This is a genomic window from Corynebacterium heidelbergense (assembly GCF_028609845.1).
Taxonomy (GTDB): Bacteria; Actinomycetota; Actinomycetes; order Mycobacteriales; family Mycobacteriaceae; genus Corynebacterium; species Corynebacterium heidelbergense.
On sequence record NZ_CP063191.1, the window covers coordinates 980,117 to 1,003,284 of the forward strand.

A 23,168-nucleotide genomic window follows, 5' to 3' on the forward strand; every position below is an offset into this window, starting at 1 on the left:
GGTCGCCTGACGCCTGCAACTCAGCGCTACAGCCTCACCTGCGGCAAGTACATTTGATGGCGTTTGCACAGCTCACCCCCAGGCGTGTAGCCTGTAATCCGTTGTGCGCCTTGACTGGCTGCAAGCTCGGGGGTAACGGCTACCGAACAGCCCAGACACCGTGGTTAGGGCTGTTCCCACCTTGCCCCCTTCAGCAGCCAGGCGATCATCGCGCCGCATGCAATCTAACTGTCCATTTCGAGTTTCAATCCGTTTCGGAGATCCCTTCCATATGCCAACCACTAACGCCCCTCAGGTCGCCGTCAATGACATCGGCTCCGCTGAGGACTTTCTTGCCGCCATCGACGCCACCATCAAGTACTTCAACGATGGTGACATTGTCGAAGGCACCGTCGTAAAGGTCGACCACGACGAAGTCCTGCTGGACATCGGATACAAGACCGAGGGCGTGATCCTCTCCCGCGAGCTGTCCATCAAGCACGACGTGGACCCGGGCGAAGTGGTTGAGGTCGGCGACGTCATCGACGCCCTCGTCCTCACCAAGGAGGACAAGGAAGGGCGCCTTATGCTCTCCAAGAAGCGCGCCCAGTACGAGCGCGCATGGGGGGCCATCGAGGAGCTCAAGGAGAAGGACGAGCCTGTCACCGGCACCGTCATCGAGGTCGTCAAGGGTGGCCTCATCCTGGACATCGGCCTCCGCGGCTTCCTGCCCGCCTCCCTGGTGGAAATGCGCCGCGTTCGCGACCTGCAGCCGTACATTGGCCAGCAGATCGAGGCCAAGATCATCGAACTGGACAAGCACCGTAACAACGTCGTGCTGTCCCGCCGGGCTTGGCTCGAGCAGACCCAGTCCGAGGTCCGTTCCGAGTTCCTCCACCAACTCCAAAAGGGCCAGGTCCGCAAGGGTGTTGTGTCCTCCATCGTGAACTTCGGCGCCTTCGTCGATCTCGGCGGTGTCGACGGCCTGGTGCACGTCTCCGAGCTGTCCTGGAAGCACATCGACCACCCCTCCGAGGTTGTCACCGTCGGCGACGAGGTCACCGTGGAGGTCCTAGATGTGGACCTCGACCGCGAGCGCGTCTCCCTCTCCCTGAAGGCGACCCAGGAAGACCCGTGGCGCGTCTTCGCCCGTACCCACGCGATCGGCCAGATCGTACCGGGCAAAGTCACCAAGCTCGTGCCCTTCGGCGCATTCGTGCGTGTGGAAGAGGGCATCGAGGGCCTCGTGCACATCTCCGAGCTCGCCGAGCGCCACGTGGAAGTTCCCGACCAGGTCGTCGGCGTTGGCCAGGACGCCATGGTCAAGGTCATCGACATCGACCTCGAACGTCGCCGCATCTCCCTGTCCCTCAAGCAGGCCGATGAGGACTACACCGAGGAATTCGACCCCTCCAAGTACGGCATGGCCGATTCCTACGACGAGCAGGGCAACTACGTCTTCCCCGAGGGCTTCGACCCCGAGACGAACGAGTGGCTTGAGGGTTACGACGAGCAGCGTCAGGAATGGGAGGCTCGCTACGCCGAGTCCGAGCGCCGTCACCGCCTGCACACCGCTCAGATCGAGCGCAACCGTGCTGCTGCGGCTGAGGCCGGTGCCGAGAACGAGGGCAGCTACTCCTCCGATTCCCGCTCCGAGTCCAGCCAGTCCTCCTCCAGCGAGGACACCGGAACGCTGGCATCCGACGAGCAGCTGGCCGCCCTTCGCGAAAAGCTGGCCGGTGGCGCAGAGTAATAACTCCGCACCATCCGGGCGGGTGGTCTGCCACCGCCCATGAAACAACTTAAGGCCCCGCACACGATAGCGGGGCCTTTCTCATGCACATCGGCGAAACCGCCCAGGTAGCCTTCGAGTCCCTACAGCCATGTTCACTGCGGGCGTCGTTGCTTGTCCCAGGCGGGAAAATTGGCCGCGCTCTGCAAGCACTCTCTTTACTTCTCAGTTACCGCCGCAAATATGCGTCCAGTCGTCGCAGGGCCTCCTCTACCGCCCCACGGTCCTTACAGAAGCTGAACCGCACCAGCGAAGAGAAGATCGGGTTGCCAGGATCGTCGACGAACGCCGTCACCGGGATTCCAACCACCCCCGCTTCATACGCCAGAGTATGTACTGCTTGTGGTGCGTCTCCAAGATTCCACGAGGACACATCCGCCACCGCGAAATACCCGGCGTGGGGATCGCACACCTCGGCCCCCAGATCTCGCAACCCGTTGACGAGGGCATCCCGATTGAGCTGTAGAGTATCGCGCAACCGTCCGACCCCGCCATCGCATTCGTTGAGCCCAACAGTAACCGCAGGCTGCATAGGGGCCGCTCCGGCGTAGGTCATGAACTGCTTAGCTCGCAGAATGGCCTCGATGAGCGGTTCTGGAGCCAATGCCCACCCAGTTTTCCACCCGGTAATGTTGAAGGTCTTGCCTGCGGAGGAGGCGACGATAGTGCGCTCCCGCATTCCCGCGCTTTCCGAGATCGAATGGTGTGACGCGCCGTCGAAAACGAGTCGCTCGTAAACCTCGTCCGAAAGCACCAGCGCACCAGCATCCCGGGCAGCCGCGGCGATGGCTGACAGTTCCTCTGCGCTGAGAATGGCTCCGGTCGGATTATGCGGAGAGTTGATGATGATCATTGCGGCCCGATCGTCCTCCCCGCGCCCCATAATTGCGTTCCGGATCTCGGTTGGGTCTAGACGCCAATTGCCGCGCGCATCCGGGCGTAGCGCCACGGTGGTTCGCCGCGCCCCCGCCAGGGAGATCGCAGCCTCGTAGGAATCGTAGTAGGGCTCCACGATGACCACCCGTTCCCCGGGCTCGACAAGTCCGATCACCGCAGCGGCGATGGCCTCCGTAGCACCGACGGTGACCAAACACTCCGTCCGGGGATCGAAGTGTTGGCCAGTCCGCCGGGCTCGCTCATCCGTAATGGCCGAGCGCAGTTCCATCGTGCCGCGCCCGGGAGCATACTGGTTGTTCCCGATAGCGATCTGGTGTTGCGCTTCCTCCAGTACAACCCGCGGCGCGGGAAAATCCGGAGCACCTTGTCCTAGGTTGATGCTGCCGGTTTCTGCTGCGAGGGCAGACATGGTGGCGAAGATCGTCTCACCGTAGTGCCGGAGGCGGTTGACTCCGCGGTTGTGCATGGGATGCTCCGTCTGAGATCGGGAAAGGGTGTGGGAGGGCTGCCCCGAAGGCAGCCCTCCCACACTAGCGAACTGTTTACTGTCGCCTGAGAAAGGTTCCCGGTCAACCGAGCAGAATTCTGGGTCGACGTCACTAACTTCTTCGCCGGTTCCGTACAGAGAGGATATCCAGATCCCCGTCGCTACAAGTTTAGACTCTCGATCGCTCCCGTGGCATGCAGGGTCTCCAGCTTGGAGGCCTTGCGCAACTGGATCTGCCACCCCTTCTGGGCGGACCCGTCGGTGAATACGGCCACGGTGCCGGGCAACGTTACGGGCTTCGCGAACTCCACGCTAAACCGTGCCGCCGGGGGAATCTGACCCTCAAGCACCGCCAGCATCGTCGCCGCAGACCACATCCCGTGCGCGATCACGCTGGGGAAGCCGAAGGCCTTGGCTCCCACGCCGGACACGTGGATCGGGTTCTTGTCCCCGGACGCGTTGGCGTACACCTTGATGTCCGCTGGGGTGACGCGAACCGTGGAGGTGGGGGTGGGGTCGGCGGGTAATTGCGCAGCCGGAAGGATGCGCCCGTCGGTCTTTTCCTTGCCTCCCAGGGTGGAAGAGCTCGACAGCTTCGCACCCTTGGAAAGGAACCCGCTGGTCTGCTTCCACACCACGTCACCGTCCACGGAGACGGTGGTAACGAGGTCGATCAGCAACCCCTTCGTGTGCTCCCGCAAGTTCTCCGCGTGGACGGAGAAGTCCACGACATCGTCCACCGTGAGCGGGCGGGTCTGCTCGATCACGTTGGTCAGGTGCACCACGCCCACTGCCGCAAAGGGAAAGTCCTTCGCGGTGAGCACCTTCATGACGATTGGGAAGGACAGCACGTAGGGGTAGGTCAGCGGCAGCTCGTTGTTCAGGCGCAGGCCCGTAGAACTGGTGTATGCCGCCAGGTGGGACACGTCCACCTTCACGCCGGTGACTTGGTAAGCCGTCTTCGGGTTTGCCTTGGCAGAGCGCTTGGTCCCCACCACCGGAAGCATGTCCTTAACGGCGCTGCGGTATTCCTCCATCAGCACCGGGATGTTCTTGAGCTCCTGGTAGGTGACGTGAGCACCCTGGGTCGGCTTTTGTTGTGCACTCACTTGAAAACTCATCTCCTCTAGGGTCTCTACGCGCCCAGCAGGGATTGACCGCACACGCGCACAACGTTGCCCGTCACTGCGGAGGAGGCGGGGGCGGCGAAGTAGGCGATGGCCTCCGCAACGTCAATGGTCTGCCCGCCCTGCTGCATGGAGTTCATCCGGCGTCCGGCCTCGCGGGTGGCAAACGGGATGGCGGCGGTCATCTGGGTCTCGATGAAGCCCGGGGCCACAGCGTTGACGGTGATGTTCTTCTCGGCCAGCTTCTCGGAGAGGGCCTCCACCATGCCGATGACAGAAGCCTTGGTCAGCCCGTAGTTGGTCTGCCCGCGGTTACCGGCGATACCGGCGATGGAGGATACGCCGATGACGCGTCCGCCCTCAGCCAGGCCGCCATTGTTGACCAGCCCCTCGGTGATCCGCACCGGGGCGATGATGTTCACGGCCATGACGGAGTTCCACCGGCCGTCGTCCATGTTGGCCAGCAGCTTGTCCCGGGTGATCCCGGCGTTGTGGACGATGATGTCGATCTTGCCGCCGTGGCGCTGCTCCGCATGCTCCTTGAGCCTGTCGGCAGCGTCGGGGGCGGTCACGTCCAGCGGCAGGGCAGTACCGCCGACCTTGTTGGCGGTAGCGGTCAGGCCGTCGCCGGCAGCGGGGATGTCCACGCAGATCACCTTGGCGCCATCGCGGCCCAGGATCTCTGCAATGGTCGCGCCGATACCGCGGGCAGCGCCGGTAACCACGGCGATCTTGCCCTCGGAGGGGCGGTTCCAATCGGCGGGCGCGGTGGCGGCGTCCTTACCAATACGGATGACCTGCGCATCGACATAGGCGGACTTGCCGGACAGAAGGAACCGGACGGTGGATTCCGCACCGGAGAGATCCTCTGCAGCATCGGGGGCCACGTACACGAGCTGGGCGGTGGCGCCACGGCGCAGCTCCTTGGCCACGGAGCGGGTGAAGCCCTCCAGGCCGCGCTGGACGATGTGCTCGTCGGCGTTGTCGATGAGCTCCGGGGTGGTGCCCAGCACCACGACGCGGCCGGAGGGGGCGATCTTGCGCATCAGCGGGTTGAAGAACTCGTAGATCTTGCGCAGATCCTCCGGGCGGGTGATCCCGGTGGCGTCGAACACAATGCCGGCCACCTTATCGTCGCCCGCGGCGTTGACTACCTGGTAGTCGGTGCCCAGCATCTCCTTCAGCCGGTTGACCAGGCGACCTTCACCACCGATCAGAACCCGGCCGTCCAGGGCGGGCTTGCCGGCTTCGTAGCGGTGGAGCTCCTCCGGCTGAGGCAGGCCCAGCTTAGGGGCCAGAAACTTCCCTGCACCCGACTTGATGAATTGGGAGTAGAGATCTTGGTTGGAGGACGACACGTAATTCTCCTTAGTGAAGTAGCATTCTGAGATAGGGCTGCATACCAGGTTAGGCGATTTTCGCGCGGCACATCGCGGCAACCAGCCACGTACCCGCCGTGGGCCTAACAATGTATGTTCGCAGCTGTAACCTTACGGTGTGACCTAGCGCACCGGTGCCTGCGGCGCGCTCGACGCCGCAGGCGGGACATTACCTAGGCGCTAACGAACACTCGACCAACTTCTTCGGAGTGAATAAAGAACATGACGAACGGAACCCCCCGCAAGGTCGCCATCCTCGGCGGTAACCGCATCCCCTTCGCCCGGTCCAACAAGGAATACGCCAACGCCTCCAACCAGGACATGCTCACGGCGGCCATCGACGGCCTGGTCGCGCGCTACGGCCTGCAGAACGAGCGCCTGGGCCTCGTGTCGGCCGGCGCGGTGCTGAAGCACTCCCGGGACTTCAACCTCACCCGCGAGGTCGTCATGGGTTCCGCTCTGAGCTCCCAGACCCCCGCCAATGACGTCCAGATGGCCTGCGGCACCGGCCTGGATGCTGCCGTGCAGGTGGGCGATGCCATTGCCATGGGCCGCATCGAGGTCGGTATCGCCGGTGGCGTGGACACCACCTCCGATGCCCCGCTGGCCGTCAATGATGAGCTGCGCAAGACCCTCATCAAGCTGAACAACGCCAAGACCACCGGCGCCCGCCTGAAGCTGGTCGGCTCCATCCGCCCGGGTCAGTTGGCCCCGGAGCAGCCAAACAACGGTGAACCCCGCACCGGCCTGTCCATGGGTGAGCACGCAGCGATCACCGCCCGCGAGATGAACATCAGCCGCGAGGCTCAGGACAAGCTGGCCATGGAGTCCCACAAGAACCTCGCCGCCGCCTACGACGAGAACTTCTTCGAGGACCTGATGACCCCCTTCCTCGGCGTGCAGCGGGACACCAACCTGCGCCCCGATTCCTCCATGGAAAAGCTGGGCAAGCTCAAGCCGGTCTTCGGCAAGCGCGACGCGGAGAAGCACGGCACCGAGGCCACGATGACCGCCGGTAACTCCACCCCGCTGACCGATGGTGCCTCCGCCGTCCTCCTGGCCAGCGAGGACTGGGCCAAGGAGCACAACATCCCAGTGCGCGCCTACCTGGTGGATTCCGAGGTCGCCGCCGTCGACTTCATTCACGGGCACGATGGCTTGACCCCCGACGGCCTGCTCATGAGCCCCACCTACGCCGTCCCGCGCCTCCTGGCCCGCAACGGCCTGAAGCTGCAGGACTTCGACTACTACGAGATCCACGAGGCCTTCGCTTCCCAGACGCTGGCCACCCTGGAGGCATGGGAGTGCGAGGAGTACTGCCGCGAGCGCCTCGGCCTGGACGCCCCCCTGGGTACCATCGACCGCAGCAAGCTCAACGTCAAGGGCTCCTCCTTGGCCGCGGGTCACCCCTTCGCCGCCACCGGTGGTCGCATCATCGCTACCGCCGCGAAGGTGCTGGAGCAAAACGGCGGCGGCCGGACCCTCGTGTCCGTCTGCGCCGCTGGTGGTCAGGGCATTGTCGCCATCATCGAGCGCTAAGCCCTTCATCGTTGGGCTCACGGGCGGCATCGGTTCGGGAAAATCCACCGTTGCCGCCCGGTTGGTCGAGCGCGGTTGTTTTCTTATCGACGCCGACAACATAGCGCGGGAAATCGTGGAACCCGGCCAGCCTGCACTCGCCGAGCTGGCGGAGAAGTTCCAGGGCATCCTCAACGCGGACGGCACCCTCAACCGCGCAGAGCTCGCCCGCCAAGCCTTCGCCACGCCGGAGGCCACCGCAGCCCTCAACGCGGCGACCCACCCGCGCATCCGCGCCCGCACCGACGAACTGTTCCAGCAGGCGGAGCGGGAGGGCGCGAGGGTAGTTGTCTACGACATGCCGCTGCTCATCGAAAACGGCGAGACCCACCGCGTGGACCATGTGCTCGTGGTGGATACCCCTGACGACCTCCGGGTCGAACGGCTGGTGCAGCACAGGGGGCTTGATGAGGAGGACGCTCGCCGTCGGATCGCCGCCCAGATCGGGCGCGCGGAGCGCCTCGCCGCCGCGGACACGGTGCTATCCAACGCGGGTTCCAAGGGCGCGCTGTTAGGTGGCGTCGATAGATTCTTCGACGACATCCTGGCACGGGCCCACCCCGGCGCAGGAACGGAACACCGCACCTAAACTGGCCGCATGGCATTTGCAGCGGAGAAACCGGAACTGTCCTACTCGGAGTTCCGCCCGGTTGGGGACATCAAGCGCAGCGGCGCGAAATTCAAGGTGGAAAGCGAGTACCAACCCGCCGGGGACCAGCCCGCCGCCATCGCCGAGCTGACGGAGCGGCTCAACCGGGGGGAGCGGGACGTGGTGCTGCTGGGGGCCACCGGTACCGGTAAATCCGCGACGGCCGCCTGGCTCATCGAACAGGTCCAGCGCCCCACCCTGGTCATGGCGCCCAACAAGACCCTCGCCGCCCAGTTGGCCAACGAACTGCGCAGCCTGCTGCCGAACAACGCCGTGGAGTACTTCGTCTCCTACTACGACTACTACCAACCCGAGGCTTACATCGCGCAGTCCGATACGTACATCGAGAAGGACAGCTCCATCAACGAAGATGTTGAGCGCCTGCGCCACTCCGCTACCTCCGCGCTGCTGTCCCGCCGGGATGTCGTGGTGGTCTCTAGCGTGTCCTGCATCTACGGCCTCGGCACGCCGCAGTCCTACCTGGACCGCTCCGCCGTGCTGGAGGTGGGCCAGGAGGTGGACCGCGACGAGTTCCTGCGGCTGCTTGTAGACATCCAATACTCCCGCAACGACATTGCCTTCACCCGCGGAACATTCCGGGTGAAGGGGGACACCGTGGACGTCATCCCCGCCTATGAGGAGTTGGCCGTCCGGGTGGAGTTCTTCGGCGACGAGATCGACGCGCTGTACTACATCCACCCCCTCACCGGGGAGGTCATCCGGCAGGTGGAGGATCTGCGGATCTTCCCCGCGACCCACTACGTGGCCGGGCCGGAGCGGATGGAGAAAGCCATCGAGGGCATCCGCGCCGAGCTGGAGCAGCGCCTCGCCGAGCTGGAAAACCGCGGCAAGCTCCTGGAGGCTCAGCGGCTGCGGATGCGCACGGAATACGACCTGGAGATGATCCAGCAGGTCGGTTTCACCAGCGGGATCGAGAACTATTCCCGGCACATCGACGGCCGCCCCGCCGGTTCGGCACCCGCCACGCTCATCGACTACTTCCCGGAGGACTTCCTCACGATCATCGACGAGTCCCACGTCACCGTGCCGCAGATCGGGGGCATGTTCGAAGGCGACATGTCGCGCAAGCGCAACCTCGTGGAGCACGGGTTCCGCCTGCCGAGTGCGCTGGATAACCGGCCGCTGACCTGGGAGGAGTTCGACGACCGGAAGGGACAGTGCGTCTACATGTCCGCCACGCCCGGGGACTACGAGATTGCCGCCGCCCAGGGTGAGTACGTGGAGCAGGTGATCCGCCCCACCGGGCTGGTGGACCCGAAGATCGAGGTGCGGCCCACCAAGGGGCAGATCGACGACCTCATCGAGCAGATCCGCCGCCGCACGGACAAGGACGAGCGGGTGCTCGTAACCACCCTCACCAAGCGGATGGCCGAGGACCTCACCGACTACCTGCTGGAGCACGGCGTACGCGTGCGCTACATGCACTCCGATATCGACACGCTCAAGCGGGTGGAGCTGCTGCGCCAGTTGCGGCTGGGGGAGTACGACGTGCTCGTCGGCATCAACCTGCTGCGCGAGGGCCTGGACTTGCCGGAGGTGTCTCTCGTGGCCATCCTGGACGCCGACAAGGAGGGCTTCCTGCGCTCCAACCGCTCGCTGATCCAGACGGTGGGCCGCGCGGCCCGCAACGTGTCCGGTGAGGTGATCATGTACGCGGACAAGGTCACCGAATCCATGCAATACGCCATCGACGAGACAGAACGCCGCCGGGAGAAGCAGATCGCCTACAACACCGAGCATGGGATCGATCCGCAGCCGTTGCGCAAGAAGATTGCGGACATTCTGGATCAGGTTGCGGCCTTTGGGGAGGGGGAGGACGCCACCTCCCCGAGCGCGGATCTCGCAGCCGCTTCGGGCCACGCGGGCGCGGGTTCCATGGCTCGGCCCGAGCTGGAGAAACTCATCGCGGACCTCACGGACCAGATGAAGTCCGCCGCACGGGAGCTGAAGTTCGAGCTGGCCGGCCGGCTCCGCGACGAGATTGCGGACCTGAAGAAGGAGCTGCGCGGCATGGTGGAGGCTGGTTTGTAGAATGGCCGCCATGTACACAACGATCGTGGTCGGCACTGATGGCACCGAGTCCTCGCACCTCGCGGTGCGGCGGGCGGCGGGCATCGCCGCTGCGGTCGGCTCGGAGCTCGTCCTCGCCTCCGCCTACTTCGCCGGGGCCCGGGACGCCGCCGCATGCCAGCGGGTGGACTCCACCCCGGTGGTGGGCGATGAGACGGCGGAGCACATTCTCGCGTCTGCAATTGCCGTTGCCCGCGAGGTGGGGGCGGAGGACGTGCGGGCCGTGATGATGGAGGGCAACCCCGTGGAGGCCCTCATGAAAATCGTCCACAAGGAGGACGCGGACCTGTTGGTGGTGGGAAACCGGGGCATCAACTCGCTGACCGGGCGACTGCTGGGCAGTGTCCCGGCCGACGTGGCCCGTCAATCCCGCTGTGACGTGATGATCGTGCACACCGTGGACTAGCTTTCGGGCCAGGGCAGGGGGGAATCGTGGACCACGCTGAGGCCCTGGGTTGCCCGGGTCAAGGCGACGTAGAGGTCCTGGTAGCCCTGGGGGGACGCTGCGGCAATGTCGGCGGGTTCGACGAGGACGACCTCGTCGAACTCCAGGCCCTTGGCTCCCGTGACATCCGCGATGACCAGTCGATCAGAATCGACATCGAGCCCGGCGGCAGCGAGCTCCCGCAGAATTGCTTCGCGGTCCACCGTGAGCACGCCGACGAGCCCCTGGCCGGCGAGTTCCGCCGCCGCCGCGACGGCCGCAGCGAGCTGGCTCCGCCGGGAGTAGCGCACCCCCGTTCCTGTGCGCCGCAGGGTAACCGCCGGGCGTTGATCGGGGGCGACGAGGGGGAGCAGACGTCCGGCTAGCTGCGCGATGTCCTCCGGCGTGCGGTAGTTAACCGTGAGCTCGTGCAGCTCCCAGCGGTCCTGAACGGCGGGGGAGAGGGCCTCCCCCCAGTCCTCCACGCCGCTGGGGTTACCCGTCTGCGCCGGATCCCCCACCAATGTCATCCACCGGTTGGGGCAGCGCCGGAAGATCATCCGCCAGGCCATGGCGGAGAGCTCCTGGGCCTCATCCACGATGACGTGGCCGAAGGCCCACCTGGCATCCGCGCGGGCCCGCTGGGCCGTGGATCGGGTATCCCGAACCCGCTGCCGGGCCGCGAGGGCCTCGGCATCCACCACGTCATAGGCCATGAGGATCTCCGGCGCGAAGCCGTCGTCCAGGTCCTGAGACGCGGAACCGGCGAGGATATCCAGCGCCTCCTGGGCCTCCGTGATCGTCTCTAACCACTCCGCCCGCTCTGCAGCGGCAGCCTCTTCGTCATCGACGAATCCCAGCAGATCGGCGAGTTCATCGAGCAGGGGGGTATCTGCATCGGTCCACCCGGTGACCTCCGGTGCCCGCCGCAGACCCTCCCACGTCTCCTCGTCGTACTCCGCCGCTGCCCGCTCGGGATGTGCATAGAGTTCCGTCAGCACATCCTCGGGGCCAAGGAGGGGCCAGCATTCCTCCAGGGCGCCGGCGATGTCCGGATCCTCCCGCAGCTCCTCCCGGAGCTGGGCCACGTCCGTGGAGCTGAGCAAGTTGTCCCCGCCCAGGGGATCCTCGCCCAGCCGATCGGCCATCTGACGCGCCAGTTGCTCCACGGCGGCATCCACAAAGACGGGGCGGGCGGCATTATGGCTGCGCCGCGAGCGCCGGGCTCGGGTTCGCGCCGAGCGTACGATCTGGGGCGTGAGATCCACGTCCACCCCATCCACTCGAAAGCGACGGGGCTGTTCCGGCACCCGCTGGAACAAGCGCACGGCCGAGCGCAGGATGGGCACCATCTCGATAGAACCCTTCACCTCTCGGGACAGCGGAGAGTGCTCCGGGCGCGCCTGCATTCCCGGCACGAGAGTCCCTGGCGTCGCCAAGACAACCCCGGTTTCCCCCAAAGACGGCAGAACCTGGGAGATATAGCGCAAGAACCGATCATTGGGCCCCACAATCAAAACACCGGTGCGGGCCAACTGCTCGCGCCAGGTGTACAGCAGATACGCGGCGCGGTGGAGGGCCACTGCGGTCTTCCCCGTACCCGGAGCCCCCTGGACCACCAGCACACCCCGGTGGGGGGAGCGGATGATGCTATCCTGCTCGGCCGCAATGGTTTCCACGATGTCCCGCATCACCGGGGTGCGAGCCCGGGTGACGGCCTCGACCAGCGCTGCCTCCTTGCCCACGTCTGTCGGTGCGGAGGGGGAGGCGCCCTCGGCCGCGAGAGCTTCGTCGGTGACCCCCACGACCGCGCGGCCCCGGGTTCGGATGTGCCGGCGGCGGTGTACCCCTTCCGGGTTCAACGTGGTGGCCAGGTAGAAGGGACGGGCCTGCGGAGCGCGCCAGTCCATGAGCAGCGTGCGCATGGTCTCGTCGTTGTCGTGCAGCCCGATCCGGCCGATATAGCGGCGGTCCAGGGCTACCGATTCCCCGTCTTCAGCCCCCGATTGCTCGCCTGCCACCGGGTTTTCCGGTTCTGGATCCTCCACGTCGATCCGGCCGAACATCAACCCCACCTCGGCGGCCGAGAAGTTCTCCAACCGCAGAGCAATCTCCTGGGCCTCTCTGTCTCGCATCATGAGGCCCTGGGGGTCATCGATATCGGCCTCGCGGCGGACTTCTTTAAGTCGGTTGATCAACCGTGCGCGGGCTTCGTCGACCAGAGCGAGTAACTCGTCGAGGTAGCTCTGCTCCGCGCTGATGGGGGTAGTTTCAGGCAAGGGGAGGGGGGACTTTCAGGTGGGGGTGGTGGGGAGGAAGGGGAGTGTGGGGGTAAGTGAGCAAACCCCCGACCCTTCTGAGGGGCGGGGGCTGTATGCGGGAAGCTGGAACGGGAGGGGAAGGAAAACCTACTTCAGCTTCTTGGCCTGCTTCTTCGCAGCCTTGCGGGCCTGCTTACGGGCTTTCGCCGTCTGCTTGCTGGCCTCGCCGTAGTACTCCTTAGCCACACCGGAAGCCTGCTCGGCGTAGTCCTGCGCGACATCGCTGGCCTGCGCGGCGTAGACCTTCGCCTTGTCCGTGAGACCCGCAGCGGTGGACTTCCACTCGTCGGAGTGATCGTCCACGTAGGAGGCAACTGCGGTGGAAGCCTGGTTGGCGCCGTCCTTGGCCTTGTGGAACAGCTCTTGAGCCTGCTCCTGGGCATTGGCAACCATCTTCTCCTGCTCGGTCTTGCCCGGCAGGGCCTTTTGGACGCGCCACGCAAGTCCCGGCTTGCCCTGGGTATCGGCCGTGGTGATGGCGAGCGCACCCAGCAGGGCCATGTCGGCCACAGCACCACGCTGCATTTCCTTCTTCTGGCGGGAATCCGTCGCGGTCCAGAAGGCGTGACGAGCCACCGTGGTGGGCAACTGGATGGCGGCGAGGGTCGCCGCAGCCAGGCGGGGCTTCTTACCCGTAGCGAGCATTGCAGAAGCGACGAGCTTGGTGGTGGCGATGATGCGAACGTTCTTCTCCGGGTCCTTCGGGATAGCCGTGGCCACGTTCGGGGGGAGGACGCCACGCAACGTGCCCACCACAGCCTTCGCATTATCGGTGTACTCGCTGCTGTTGGTCAGCATCTGCGCACCATCAAGGGCGAACGCGGATGCCAACAGGGGGCGGGCTAGGGTGCGGATCATAGGGTGCGGCTCCTTGGAAAGCTCAGTTCATCTTGCGGACTGTCGGTGCGCCGCAGTGCCCGAGGGGCAGTGACGGCGCGGGGGTATGCACACAACCTTAGCGAAAACCGGCCGCTACCAACCCCGGGAACGCCATTGTTCCACCTTGTCGGCTTCCTCCCCCACGGTCGTGCTATCGCCGTGGCCGGGGTGGATACGGGTGCCCGCGGGCAGGGAGAAGATGCGGCCCTCCACGTCGTCCAGGAGCTGGCAGAAGTCCTCCGTGGAGCTGGTCTTGCCCACCCCACCCGGGAAAACACTGTCCCCCACGAAAGCGCGGGGAGCATCCTCCGGCAGTTCCGCGATGACCGCCAGGCCGCCAGGGGTGTGTCCCCGCAGCTCCACGACGCGCAGGCCCAGTTCGCTAACGTTCCCCTTCAAGCGCAGGGCCTCCTGGGAGCCGTCGTCCTTGCCGTAGGTCTCGTCTGCTGGAACCGGCAGATCCGCAGCATCGAGGCGAGGGGCATGGTGGCGCGCCGATGTGGCGTCCACAATGTCCCGAAGGGCCCGGACATGATCGAAGTGCTGGTGGGTGGTGAGCACATCGGTGATCCGCACCTTTAGCGTGTCGGCAAGCGCCAAGAGGTGTTTTGCATCGTCGGCAGCATCGATGAGCAGCGCATCGCCGCCGGAGCACAGCAGGTAGCAGTTGTTGTCCATGGAGCCGACGGTGGTGACCGCAAGAGTGGTGGAATCCTCGACGATGACCTGGACATCGCGCGGATTTTCCAGGTGGCCAAACTCCGTGACGTTGGTGATATTCATGGTTACCTAACGTAGTGGCACTGGCTGGCAGCTCGGTGGGTGGTGAATGTGCGCATGGTGAGTAAGTTGAGGGAGGGGCCGCGACGGGCGGGGGATAGCCGATTGCGACTGTGCCGTACACTAGGTGCGGTAAAAATGTGAACCTGTGTTCGAGACCGGGGCCCAATGGTCACGGACCAGAGTCCCCCTGAAGGGGGTGAGTTCAGGAGTATGTAGTGGCTGACCAGCTAATTGTCCGGGGTGCCCGGGAGCACAACCTCAAGGGCGTGGACATCGACCTGCCCCGCGACAAAATGATCGTGTTCACGGGGCTGTCCGGGTCTGGCAAATCCTCCCTGGCCTTCGACACGATCTTCGCGGAGGGTCAGCGGCGCTACGTGGAATCGCTGAGCTCCTATGCGCGCATGTTCCTGGGCCGCCTGGACAAACCCGACGTGGACTTCATCGAGGGCCTCTCCCCGGCGGTATCCATCGATCAAAAGTCCACCAACCGCAACCCCCGGTCCACCGTGGGCACGGTCACCGAGATCTTTGACTACCTTCGCCTGCTCTATGCCCGTACCGGCACTCCGCACTGCCCCGTGTGCGGGGAGGTAATTCAACGCCAAACCCCCCAGGAGATCGTGGACCAGATTTTGGCCTACGAGTCCGGCACGAAGTTCCAGGTGCTCGCTCCCGTCGTGCGCACCCGCAAGGGAGAGTTCCAGGATCTCTTTGCCGAGCTGGCCGCCGGGGGTTACAGCCGCGTGCTCGTGGACGGGGAGATGCACCAGCTATCGCAGCCGCCGAAGCTGGAGAAGCAGATCAAACACGATATTGACGTCATCGTCGACCGCCTGCAGGTCAAGGAATCGCAGAAGCAGCGGCTCACGGACTCGGTGGAGACGGCCCTGCGGCTGGCCGACGGGCTCGTGGTGATCGACTTCGTGGCACAAAAAGAGCAGCGCCGTTTCTCCGAAAAGATGGCCTGCCCGAACGGCCACCCCGTAGTCATGGAGGAGATGGAGCCCCGGAGCTTCTCCTTCAACTCCCCCTATGGAGCCTGCCCCGAATGCGATGGTCTGGGTACCCGGCTGGAGGTGGACGAGAAACTCGTCGTGCCCGACGAGGACGCGCCCCTCGTCGGGGCCATTGCACCGTGGAGCTCCAGCCCGAACTCGAAATACTTCGACAAGTTGCTCACCGCCCTGGCCCGCGAGCTGGACGTGGACCCCAAGACCCCCTGGAAATCGCTGACCGCGAAGCAGCGTAAGGCCGTGCTGAACGGGCATCACGCCCAGATCAACGTGAGTTACAAGAACCGCTATGGCCGGGGGCGGCACTACTCTGCGCCGTTCGAGGGGGTCATGCCCTTCTTGAAGCGCAAGATGGATCAGACGGATTCGGATTGGTCCAAAGACCGCTACCGCAGCTACATGCGGGAGGTGCCCTGCCCCACCTGTCGCGGCACTCGACTAAAGCCCGGGGTGCTGGCGGTGACCATCGCCGCGAAGGGCAAGGAGCTATCCATCGCGGACGTGGCGAACCTCTCCATTTCCGAAGCCAGCGAGTTCCTCAGCAACCTCACCTTGGGCAAGCGGGAGGAGATGATTGCCGGGGCGGTGCTACGAGAGATCCAGGCGAGGCTCAAGTTCCTGCTGGACGTGGGCCTAAACTATCTGTCCATGTCCCGATCGGCCGGCACCCTGTCTGGTGGGGAGGCGCAGCGCATTCGATTGGCCACCCAGATTGGTTCCGGACTGGCAGGAGTGCTGTACGTCCTGGACGAGCCGTCAATTGGTTTGCACCAGCGGGACAACGAGAAACTGATCTCTACGCTCGCCCACCTGCGAGACCTGGGGAACACCCTCATCGTCGTCGAGCACGACGAGGACACCATTCGTACCGCCGACTGGCTGGTGGACATCGGCCCCAGGGCCGGTGAATACGGTGGGGAAGTGGTCTACCAGGGGCAACCGGGGGGCATCACCGACGTTCCCGAATCCCTGACCGGGGCTTACCTATCCGGTGAGCGCATCTTGGCCGTCCCGGAGAACCGCCGCCGCATCGACCGCACCCGCATGGTGACGGTGCTGGGTGCCCAAGAAAACAACCTGCGCAATGTGACAGTGAGCATGCCCCTGGGGGTCCTCACCTGCGTGACGGGCGTTTCCGGATCCGGCAAATCCTCCCTGGTCAACGGCATCCTGGCGAAGTCCCTGGCCAACGAACTCAACGGTGCGCGTCTCGTTCCCGGTCGGCACAAGCGGGTGACTGGCCTGGAACACTTGGACAAGCTGGTGCAGGTGGATCAGAGCCCAATTGGCCGCACGCCGCGGTCGAATCCGGCAACGTACACTGGAGTCTTCGACAAGATCCGCAAGCTGTTTGCGGAGACCACGGAAGCAAAGGTGCGTGGCTATGGGGCCGGGCGCTTCTCCTTCAACGTTAAGGGGGGCCGGTGCGAGGCGTGTTCGGGCGACGGGACACTGAAGATTGAGATGAACTTCTTGCCCGACGTGTACGTGCCCTGCGAGGTGTGCCACGGGGCCCGGTACAACCGGGAGACCTTGGAAATCCACTACAAGGGCAAGACCATTGCAGAGGTCCTGGATATGCCCATCACGGAGGCGGCGGAGTTCTTCGCGCCCGTGACGAGCATCTCCCGGTACCTAGACACCCTCGTGGACGTCGGCTTAGGCTACGTGCGGTTGGGGCAGTCCGCCACCACGTTGTCCGGCGGCGAAGCGCAGCGCGTGAAGCTGGCGGCGGAGTTGCAGAAGCGCTCCAACGGCCGGACCATCTACATCCTGGACGAACCCACCACGGGCCTGCACTTTGAGGACATTCGCAAGCTTATGTTGGTTATCCAGGGCCTGGTGGACAAGGGCAACACCGTCCTTGTCATCGAGCACAACCTGGATGTGATCAAGGCCGCGGACTGGATCGTGGACATGGGCCCGGAGGGCGGATCCGGTGGGGGGACCGTCGTGGCGGAGGGGACCCCGGAGCAAGTGGCGCAGGTGGAGAAGTCCCACACGGGCCACTACCTGCGAAAATTGCTGGGCTGACGCGAGTTGTCGGCCTGAGGCGGTTCGCCGGGCTGAGGCGGTTCGCCCAGCCTGGGCCGGCGCTCGCGGAAGGCGGCACCGCCCAGCAGCAGGAGGCCGCAGAGCATGAAGGCCACCATCTTGATGATCCCCGATAGCGCCGAGAGGTCGTAGAGGACGAGTTTGAGGGAAGCCATGACCGCAAGGAACACCCCCAACGAGGTCCGCCCTTGGTGTAGTACGCCCACCCCGAGGATGATCCACAGCACGGAGATGACGACGTGCGACACGTTGAAGGAGGTCCGCCCCTCCACCACAAATTGAGACAGCGCCGGAATCGCGGAGGAACCGACGATCAGGCAGATCAGCGCACCGATCTGAAACACCCAGCCGTAGCTCCGGGCGGTGGCGGGGGAATGCACGTAGATGGTCCGCCCCACGCTGGCGACGGTGAGGGCCAGGTCCGTTCCGCATAGCAGGACGGTCAGGGAAAGCGGCTTTTCAAGGCGGGGGTAGTCCACCCAGGAGTAGGCGAGGTGGGGAACAGGCAAAGCACTCCCACGGTGGTGGTCACGATGGGCACGAACCGCTCCAGCCTCCGGGCGAAGAACGCGATCCCGGTGGCTAGAACCACAGCGGGAACGGCGAACCACCCGGAAGCCGTGCCTCGCTGCGCCAGTGCGAGGACGAGGAGCACCAGGCTGGTGTTGGCCAGGACCACGTAGGCATCCGCAACGGTGGGCTGGTCCGTGTTGGGACTGAACTTCAGGGCCGGGCCACCCAGGGCAGACCCCGCACCCAAGCTGGTCATCGCGGCGCCGAGACCGATCAACGTGATAGTGCCGATGACACGGACCCCAAACCACCATTGAGCCGGGGCCAGGGCAATGAGTGTGGGGGCGAGAATCGCATACGTCTCCAGGTGAAGCTGGGTTCTGCTGGGACGCGGCAGCGTTCGCGCCAGGCCCAGCAGCACCAGCGCACCCACACTGCCGACCAGCAGAACGGGCAGCGGCCGAACGGTCAGCAGGAGTCCGATCGCCAAAACGGCTGCTCCCGTGCCGCTGAGGGCGAACCAGCGGCGGCGGTAACGTGCCGCCAGGGCCAGGGCGCCCAAAAATCCGACGCATACGCGCATCCCGCCCTCGTAGTCGCGGCCGGTGAGTTCGGAGACGGCGACGGGGAAGATGAACAGGGGTGCGAGCAGTGTGAACGAGATTGCCAGCGGCTGGTTTTGCCACCGATAGGCGATGCCCATTGTTGCGGCACGCAGCGCAACCGTCAGCGCGGCCCCGGCGAGCTCGGGGAACAGATCGAGCAGAAACACGGCGACCCACGTCGTGGCTAAGCCGCAGAGAGTGCCCGTGAGCAGAAGGGATGGAGCAACCGCTCCCTTCGGGAACTTGCCGTGCATGGGCAGGGCCGCGGCGAAAAGCACCGCAGAGAGCCCCGCAGCCAGGGCCGTGCCGCTGCGCGGTCCCAGCAGCCCGGAAGAAAAGGCGAAGAGCGCGAGGAAAGTCAGGCCCATGACCGTGATCACTCCGCCCAACACCGCGAGGATTCGAGTGGGCCCGGCCTCCCCTTCCCACCAGTGGGGGTGAGTTTCGCCGAGCCCTGGGTTCTGGGGTGGCCGCGGCTGCTGAAAGCCCTGCGGGTAGGGGAGCCGTTGCGGGGTGGGGGCCTGTTCTTGCGGCGCTGCGCTATCGGCGTCGGTAATCCGAATGAGTTCCTGCTGCGCCTGCTGAGCGCGCTCGGCCGCAGCACGCACGTCCGCGATGGATGGTGTCGGCCGCTGTCTCCGCTGAATTCCGCCCCCCTGGGCGATGTGGTGATCGTCCATGTATCTCAACCTAAACCTTTGCGGCGGATTTCATCTTGGGATAGCGAGATGCTAGTCTTGTCGGCACTACCGTCTGTGTCGGTTGCGGTTCGGGGTAAGTTTCGGTCCTTTTGCTTAAGGACGCCACCAACCCAGCGCAGCTAACGCGTTCCCCTTCATCGCTGAAGGTGCGGCCGCCGGGCACAGACTGCAAGTGGAGTTCCCTAGTAGAACCTCCCACCTGAGACCGTCCATTCGATTGGGCTCGGGTCATAGCCACAGCCGACTAGGTGCTGGGGGCAACTGCCGGATGTGTCCGGGAGCCATGCTCACTGCGTCACCCGGCTGGGGGTGTGATTCCGGGGTGTCCCTTGGGGGGAAGTACTAGCGAAAGCGGCTCTGACGAGTCGTCCGGGGGAGCTTCCACGAGCAGGAGAAACGGTATTCGATTACCACTGCTACTGGAGGAGTTCACATTAGCGCTGAAGCTCGCATAAACGACCGTATTCGAGTCCCAGAGGTCCGGCTCGTCGGTCCCAGCGGAGAACAGGTCGGCATCGTCAAGACCGATGATGCGCGCAAGCTGGCCTATGACGCCGACCTCGACCTCGTCGAGGTGGCACCGAACGCCAAGCCGCCCGTGGCGAAGATCATGGACTACGGCAAGTTCAAGTACGAGCAGGCCCAGAAGGCCCGTGAGTCTCGGAAGAACCAGCAGCAGACCGTGGTGAAGGAACAAAAGTTCCGCCCGAAGATCGATGATCACGACTACGAGACGAAGAAGTCCAACGTGATTCGGTTCCTGGAAAAGGGTTCCAAGGTCAAGGTGACCATCATGTTCCGCGGGCGGGAGCAATCCCGACCGGAGCTGGGTTTCCGCCTGTTGGAACGGTTGTCCAACGACGTCGCCGAGTTCGGCGTAGTGGAGACCCGGGCCAAGCAGGACGGCCGGAACATGACGATGGTCCTGGGACCTATCCGCAAGGGCAAGAAGTAAAGCCAACACCCGTTTGGCTCTTGCACGCCAACCACAGTTCAAAGGATTTCGAGAATGAAGCAAAAGACCCACAAGGGAACTGCCAAGCGCATCAAGGTCACCGGCTCCGGCAAGCTGCGCCGTGAGCAGGCCAACCGCCGGCACCTGCTGGAGGGCAAGCCTTCCAAGCGGACCCGCCGCCTGAAGGGCACCGAGGCCGTGGCACCCGCAGATACCAAGCGCGTCAAGCGCCTGCTGGGCAAGGGCTGAGCCACCTAGCTAACCCAGGTATCAGCTTTTCCCTTCCCCCTGCACTCGAAAGACTGCAACCATTAAGCGCACCGCCTTCCGGCAGGTAGCACAAAAGAAGCAAAGGACGTATTCACCGTGGCACGTGTCAAGCGCTCAGTGAACGCACAGAAAAAGCGTCGCGAAATACTCAACTCCGCGAAGGGCTACCGTGGTCAGCGCTCCCGCCTGTACCGCAAGGCCAAGGAGCAGATGCTCCACTCCAAGACCTACGCCTTCCGGGACCGTCGCGCCCGCAAGAATGAGTTCCGCAAGCTGTGGATTCAGCGCATCAACGCAGCAGCCCGGATGAACGACATGACCTACAACCGTCTGATCCAGGGCCTGCGCCTCGCCGAGATCGAGGTGGACCGCAAGAACCTCGCCGAGCTCGCCGTGAACGACTTCGCTGCTTTCTCCACCCTCTGCGATGCAGCCAAGGCCGCTCTGCCGGAGGACGTTAACGCTCCCGCTGCCTCCTAAGGCCGCAAGTTTCCCCGGTACAACCCCGGTACTCCCCTTCGCCCTAGATAGCGGCGCGGGCGGGATGCACCGGGGTTTCGCCGTCTTTTCCCCTCCTAGTGGAAGTGACTCTTTGTCCCCCAGCCATGGATATTCCCCACACCCCCGAACTCTTCACCGAGCGCACACCCCGGATCGTCGCCGCAGCGAAGCTGCACCGGGCCGCCGCGCGGCGCAAGGCTCAGCGTTTTCTCGCCGAAGGGGAAAACGCGGTCTCCGCGGCGCTGAGCTATGGATCGGTGGTGGAGGTTTTCGCGACTCCCGCCGCTGCAGAACGCTTCGGCAACGTGCTCCGAGGCAGTGACGTTCCGCTGAGCCTGATCACCGATCGGGCCGTCGAGCGGTTGAGCGAGACGGTGCACAGTACCGGGCTGTTCGCCCTGTGCCGGTTCCAGCTACGTCCGGCTGGCGACATTCTCCCCGGATCGCGGCTACTGAGCATCGCCGTGGAAACGGCGGAACCCGGCAACGCGGGGACCCTCATTCGCGTATCCGATGCGTGCGGGGCCAACGGCGTGATCTTCACCGGCAGCAGCGTGGACCCGCTGGGTGGGAAGGCCGTGCGCGCTAGTGCTGGGTCCGTCTTTCACCTTCCGGTGGCTCGGGAGGACGATGTCGCGGAGACCATCGCCCAGCTCAAGCAGGAGGGCCTCGTGGTATTGGCGACTGCCATGCGCGGAGATTGCAGCCTGGACGAGTTGAGCCGGGAAGCTGGGCGCGAGGGCGTATCCCGCCCGCTGCTCACGCAACGCACCGCCTGGCTCTTCGGCAATGAAGCCCATGGTCTAGGGGATTGGTTGGATCTCGCCGACGTTCGCGTCAGCATTCCCATGTACGGGCGGGCGGAATCCCTCAACCTCGCTACTGCGGCGAGCATCTGCCTGTACGAATCGGCCAAGGCGCACCACCGCGCCCCCTCAGCTGGCGACTAGGCCCACCCCCGTTGCTAAAATACTCGCGTCAAGACGCTGCTCACCAGCCCAGCCCGCAGGTGTCCGGTCACCACGCCGGAACCGCACTAACAACCGCCGAGGTGTACCTTGCCTGATTCCCCCTGCGCCGCCGACCTATCCCAGGAGGCCCTCGCGGCCGCTGCGGAGGCTGCCGAGAGCGCGTTCTCCGTGGCGTCCAACCTGGATGAGCTGGCCGAGGCACGCCGGGCGCACCTGGGTGAGGAAGCCCCCATACCGCAGGCGCGACGGGCCCTGGGCAGCATCCCCAAAGATCAGCGCAAGGACGCCGGGCGACGCGTCAACATGGCCCGTGGCCAGGCGGAAAAGGCCTACGCCGCAGCCAAGACCGAGCTGGAGGAAAAGCGCAACCAAGAGGTGCTGCGGGCGGAACGCATGGACGTCACCGAACCCACCACGCGCGGACAACTTGGCGCCCAGCATCCCATCACCATCCTCTCCGAACAGATCGCGGACATCTTCGTGGCAATGGGCTGGGAGATCGCGGAAGGGCCGGAGGTAGAGGCCGAGTACTTCAACTTCGATGCCCTGAACTTCATCCCGGACCACCCCGCCCGTACTTTGCAGGACACGTTCCACATCGCCCCCGAGGGTTCCGGTCAAGTCCTGCGCACCCATACCTCCCCGGTGCAGATGCGCACCATGCTGGAGCGGGAAGTGCCGATCTATATCGCCTGCCCGGGCCGCGTCTTCCGCACCGACGAGCTGGATGCCACCCACACGCCGGTGTTCCACCAGGTAGAGGGCCTTGCTGTGGACCGAGGGCTAACCCTCGCCCACCTCAAGGGAGCCCTGGATCACCTGGCCAAAACGCTGTTCGGCCCGGACACGAAGACCCGCATCCGGCCGAACTATTTCCCCTTCACCGAACCCTCCGCTGAGGTGGACGTGTGGTTTCCGAACAAGAAGGGCGGAGCGGGCTGGATCGAGTGGGGTGGCTGCGGCATGGTCAACCCCAACGTTTTGACCGCCGCGGGCATCGATCCGGAGGAGTTCAGCGGGTTCGCCTTCGGAATGGGCATCGAACGCACCCTGCAGTTCCGCAATGGACTGCCGGACATGCGGGACATGGTCGAAGGGGACGTGCGCTTCACCCTGCCCTTCGGCGTGCGGGGATAGCGTCGCATGGTGCGCGTCCCCCGTCAGTCCACCCTGGTAGCTCCCCGCCGAACAGAAC

19 protein-coding genes are annotated in these 23,168 nt (G+C 64.8%); 11 read left to right on the plus strand and 8 right to left on the minus strand.

What is annotated here, in order from left to right; genetic code table 11:
- The first annotated feature begins 271 nt into the window (after positions 1-271).
- Positions 272-1,732, plus strand: coding sequence for a 30S ribosomal protein S1 (rpsA, locus tag CHEID_RS04325; protein WP_112769770.1), 1,461 nt, complete (start codon positions 272-274; stop codon positions 1,730-1,732).
- 208 nt (positions 1,733-1,940) lie between these two features.
- Here the strand turns inward: rpsA and CHEID_RS04330 are convergent, their stop codons facing one another.
- The 3 genes from CHEID_RS04330 to CHEID_RS04340 form a co-directional block, all read right to left on the minus strand.
- The gene (locus tag CHEID_RS04330) at positions 1,941-3,134 is read right to left on the minus strand and encodes an aminotransferase class I/II-fold pyridoxal phosphate-dependent enzyme (RefSeq protein WP_112769769.1); all 1,194 of its coding nucleotides are present in this window, start codon (positions 3,132-3,134) and stop codon (positions 1,941-1,943) included.
- Positions 3,135-3,316: 182 nt separating this feature from the next.
- A complete protein-coding gene (locus CHEID_RS04335) occupies positions 3,317-4,192 on the minus strand; it encodes a MaoC/PaaZ C-terminal domain-containing protein (RefSeq protein WP_238599353.1) in 876 nt (291 codons plus the stop codon).
- Positions 4,193-4,290: 98 nt separating this feature from the next.
- On the minus strand, positions 4,291-5,640 hold the full coding sequence (locus CHEID_RS04340; protein WP_112769767.1) for a 3-oxoacyl-ACP reductase: 1,350 nt from the start codon (positions 5,638-5,640) through the stop codon (positions 4,291-4,293).
- Between the two features lie 243 nt (positions 5,641-5,883).
- Between CHEID_RS04340 and CHEID_RS04345 the strand changes: the two genes are divergently transcribed.
- From CHEID_RS04345 to CHEID_RS04360, 4 genes are read left to right on the plus strand one after another with little or no spacing between them, the layout of a single operon-like run.
- Positions 5,884-7,200, plus strand: coding sequence for an acetyl-CoA C-acetyltransferase (locus CHEID_RS04345; RefSeq protein WP_112769766.1), 1,317 nt, complete (start codon positions 5,884-5,886; stop codon positions 7,198-7,200).
- Entirely contained in the window at positions 7,178-7,828 is a 651-nt protein-coding gene (gene coaE / locus CHEID_RS04350) for a dephospho-CoA kinase (protein ID WP_112769765.1), read from the plus strand. Before CHEID_RS04345 ends, coaE begins: the two co-directional genes overlap by 23 nt.
- A 9-nt stretch (positions 7,829-7,837) precedes the next feature.
- Complete coding sequence (gene uvrB, locus CHEID_RS04355; RefSeq protein WP_112769764.1) at positions 7,838-9,940, plus strand: excinuclease ABC subunit UvrB; 2,103 nt, start codon at positions 7,838-7,840, stop codon at positions 9,938-9,940.
- A 10-nt stretch (positions 9,941-9,950) separates the two neighbouring features.
- On the plus strand, positions 9,951-10,385 hold the full coding sequence (locus tag CHEID_RS04360) for a universal stress protein (protein WP_420536383.1): 435 nt from the start codon (positions 9,951-9,953) through the stop codon (positions 10,383-10,385).
- Here the strand turns inward: CHEID_RS04360 and CHEID_RS04365 are convergent.
- From CHEID_RS04365 to CHEID_RS04375, 3 genes are all read right to left on the minus strand, one after another.
- Entirely contained in the window at positions 10,382-12,682 is a 2,301-nt protein-coding gene (locus CHEID_RS04365; RefSeq protein ID WP_112769762.1) for a HelD family protein, read from the minus strand. The genes CHEID_RS04360 and CHEID_RS04365 overlap by 4 nt on opposite strands.
- Positions 12,683-12,811: 129 nt before the next feature.
- On the minus strand, positions 12,812-13,582 hold the full coding sequence (locus CHEID_RS04370; RefSeq protein ID WP_112769493.1) for a DoxX family protein: 771 nt from the start codon (positions 13,580-13,582) through the stop codon (positions 12,812-12,814).
- 114 nt (positions 13,583-13,696) lie between these two features.
- Entirely contained in the window at positions 13,697-14,380 is a 684-nt protein-coding gene (locus CHEID_RS04375) for an MBL fold metallo-hydrolase (RefSeq protein WP_112769494.1), read from the minus strand.
- Between the two features lie 221 nt (positions 14,381-14,601).
- Here CHEID_RS04375 and uvrA point away from each other — a divergent pair, with 221 nt between their 5' ends.
- The gene (gene uvrA, locus CHEID_RS04380; RefSeq protein WP_112769492.1) at positions 14,602-17,436 is read left to right on the plus strand and encodes an excinuclease ABC subunit UvrA; all 2,835 of its coding nucleotides are present in this window, start codon (positions 14,602-14,604) and stop codon (positions 17,434-17,436) included.
- On the opposite strand, the gene CHEID_RS04385 is transcribed toward uvrA, so the two are convergent.
- Together CHEID_RS04385 and CHEID_RS04390 are read right to left on the minus strand one after the other, a co-directional pair.
- Positions 17,412-17,936 carry a hypothetical protein gene (locus tag CHEID_RS04385; protein WP_112769491.1) on the minus strand — a complete coding sequence of 175 codons (525 nt, stop codon included), beginning with the start codon at positions 17,934-17,936 and terminating at the stop codon, positions 17,412-17,414. The genes uvrA and CHEID_RS04385 overlap by 25 nt on opposite strands.
- Positions 17,900-19,255 (minus strand): DUF2339 domain-containing protein, encoded by a 1,356-nt coding sequence (locus CHEID_RS04390; protein WP_112769490.1) that lies wholly within the window; start codon positions 19,253-19,255, stop codon positions 17,900-17,902. The genes CHEID_RS04385 and CHEID_RS04390 overlap by 37 nt, the downstream gene beginning before the upstream one ends.
- 427 nt (positions 19,256-19,682) lie before the next feature.
- Between CHEID_RS04390 and infC the strand changes: the two genes are divergently transcribed.
- From infC to pheS, 5 genes are all read left to right on the plus strand, one after another.
- Positions 19,683-20,231 (plus strand): translation initiation factor IF-3, encoded by a 549-nt coding sequence (gene infC, locus CHEID_RS04395; RefSeq protein ID WP_112769489.1) that lies wholly within the window; start codon positions 19,683-19,685, stop codon positions 20,229-20,231.
- A 54-nt stretch (positions 20,232-20,285) separates the two neighbouring features.
- Positions 20,286-20,480, plus strand: coding sequence for a 50S ribosomal protein L35 (gene rpmI, locus CHEID_RS04400; RefSeq protein WP_112769488.1), 195 nt, complete (start codon positions 20,286-20,288; stop codon positions 20,478-20,480).
- A 117-nt stretch (positions 20,481-20,597) separates the two neighbouring features.
- Positions 20,598-20,981, plus strand: a complete 384-nt coding sequence (gene rplT, locus CHEID_RS04405) for a 50S ribosomal protein L20 (protein WP_112769487.1) — start codon at positions 20,598-20,600, stop codon at positions 20,979-20,981.
- A 125-nt stretch (positions 20,982-21,106) separates the two neighbouring features.
- On the plus strand, positions 21,107-21,952 hold the full coding sequence (locus CHEID_RS04410) for a TrmH family RNA methyltransferase (protein WP_112769486.1): 846 nt from the start codon (positions 21,107-21,109) through the stop codon (positions 21,950-21,952).
- Positions 21,953-22,060: 108 nt separating this feature from the next.
- Complete coding sequence (gene pheS, locus CHEID_RS04415) at positions 22,061-23,110, plus strand: phenylalanine--tRNA ligase subunit alpha (RefSeq protein ID WP_112769485.1); 1,050 nt, start codon at positions 22,061-22,063, stop codon at positions 23,108-23,110.
- Positions 23,111-23,168 lie beyond the last annotated feature (58 nt).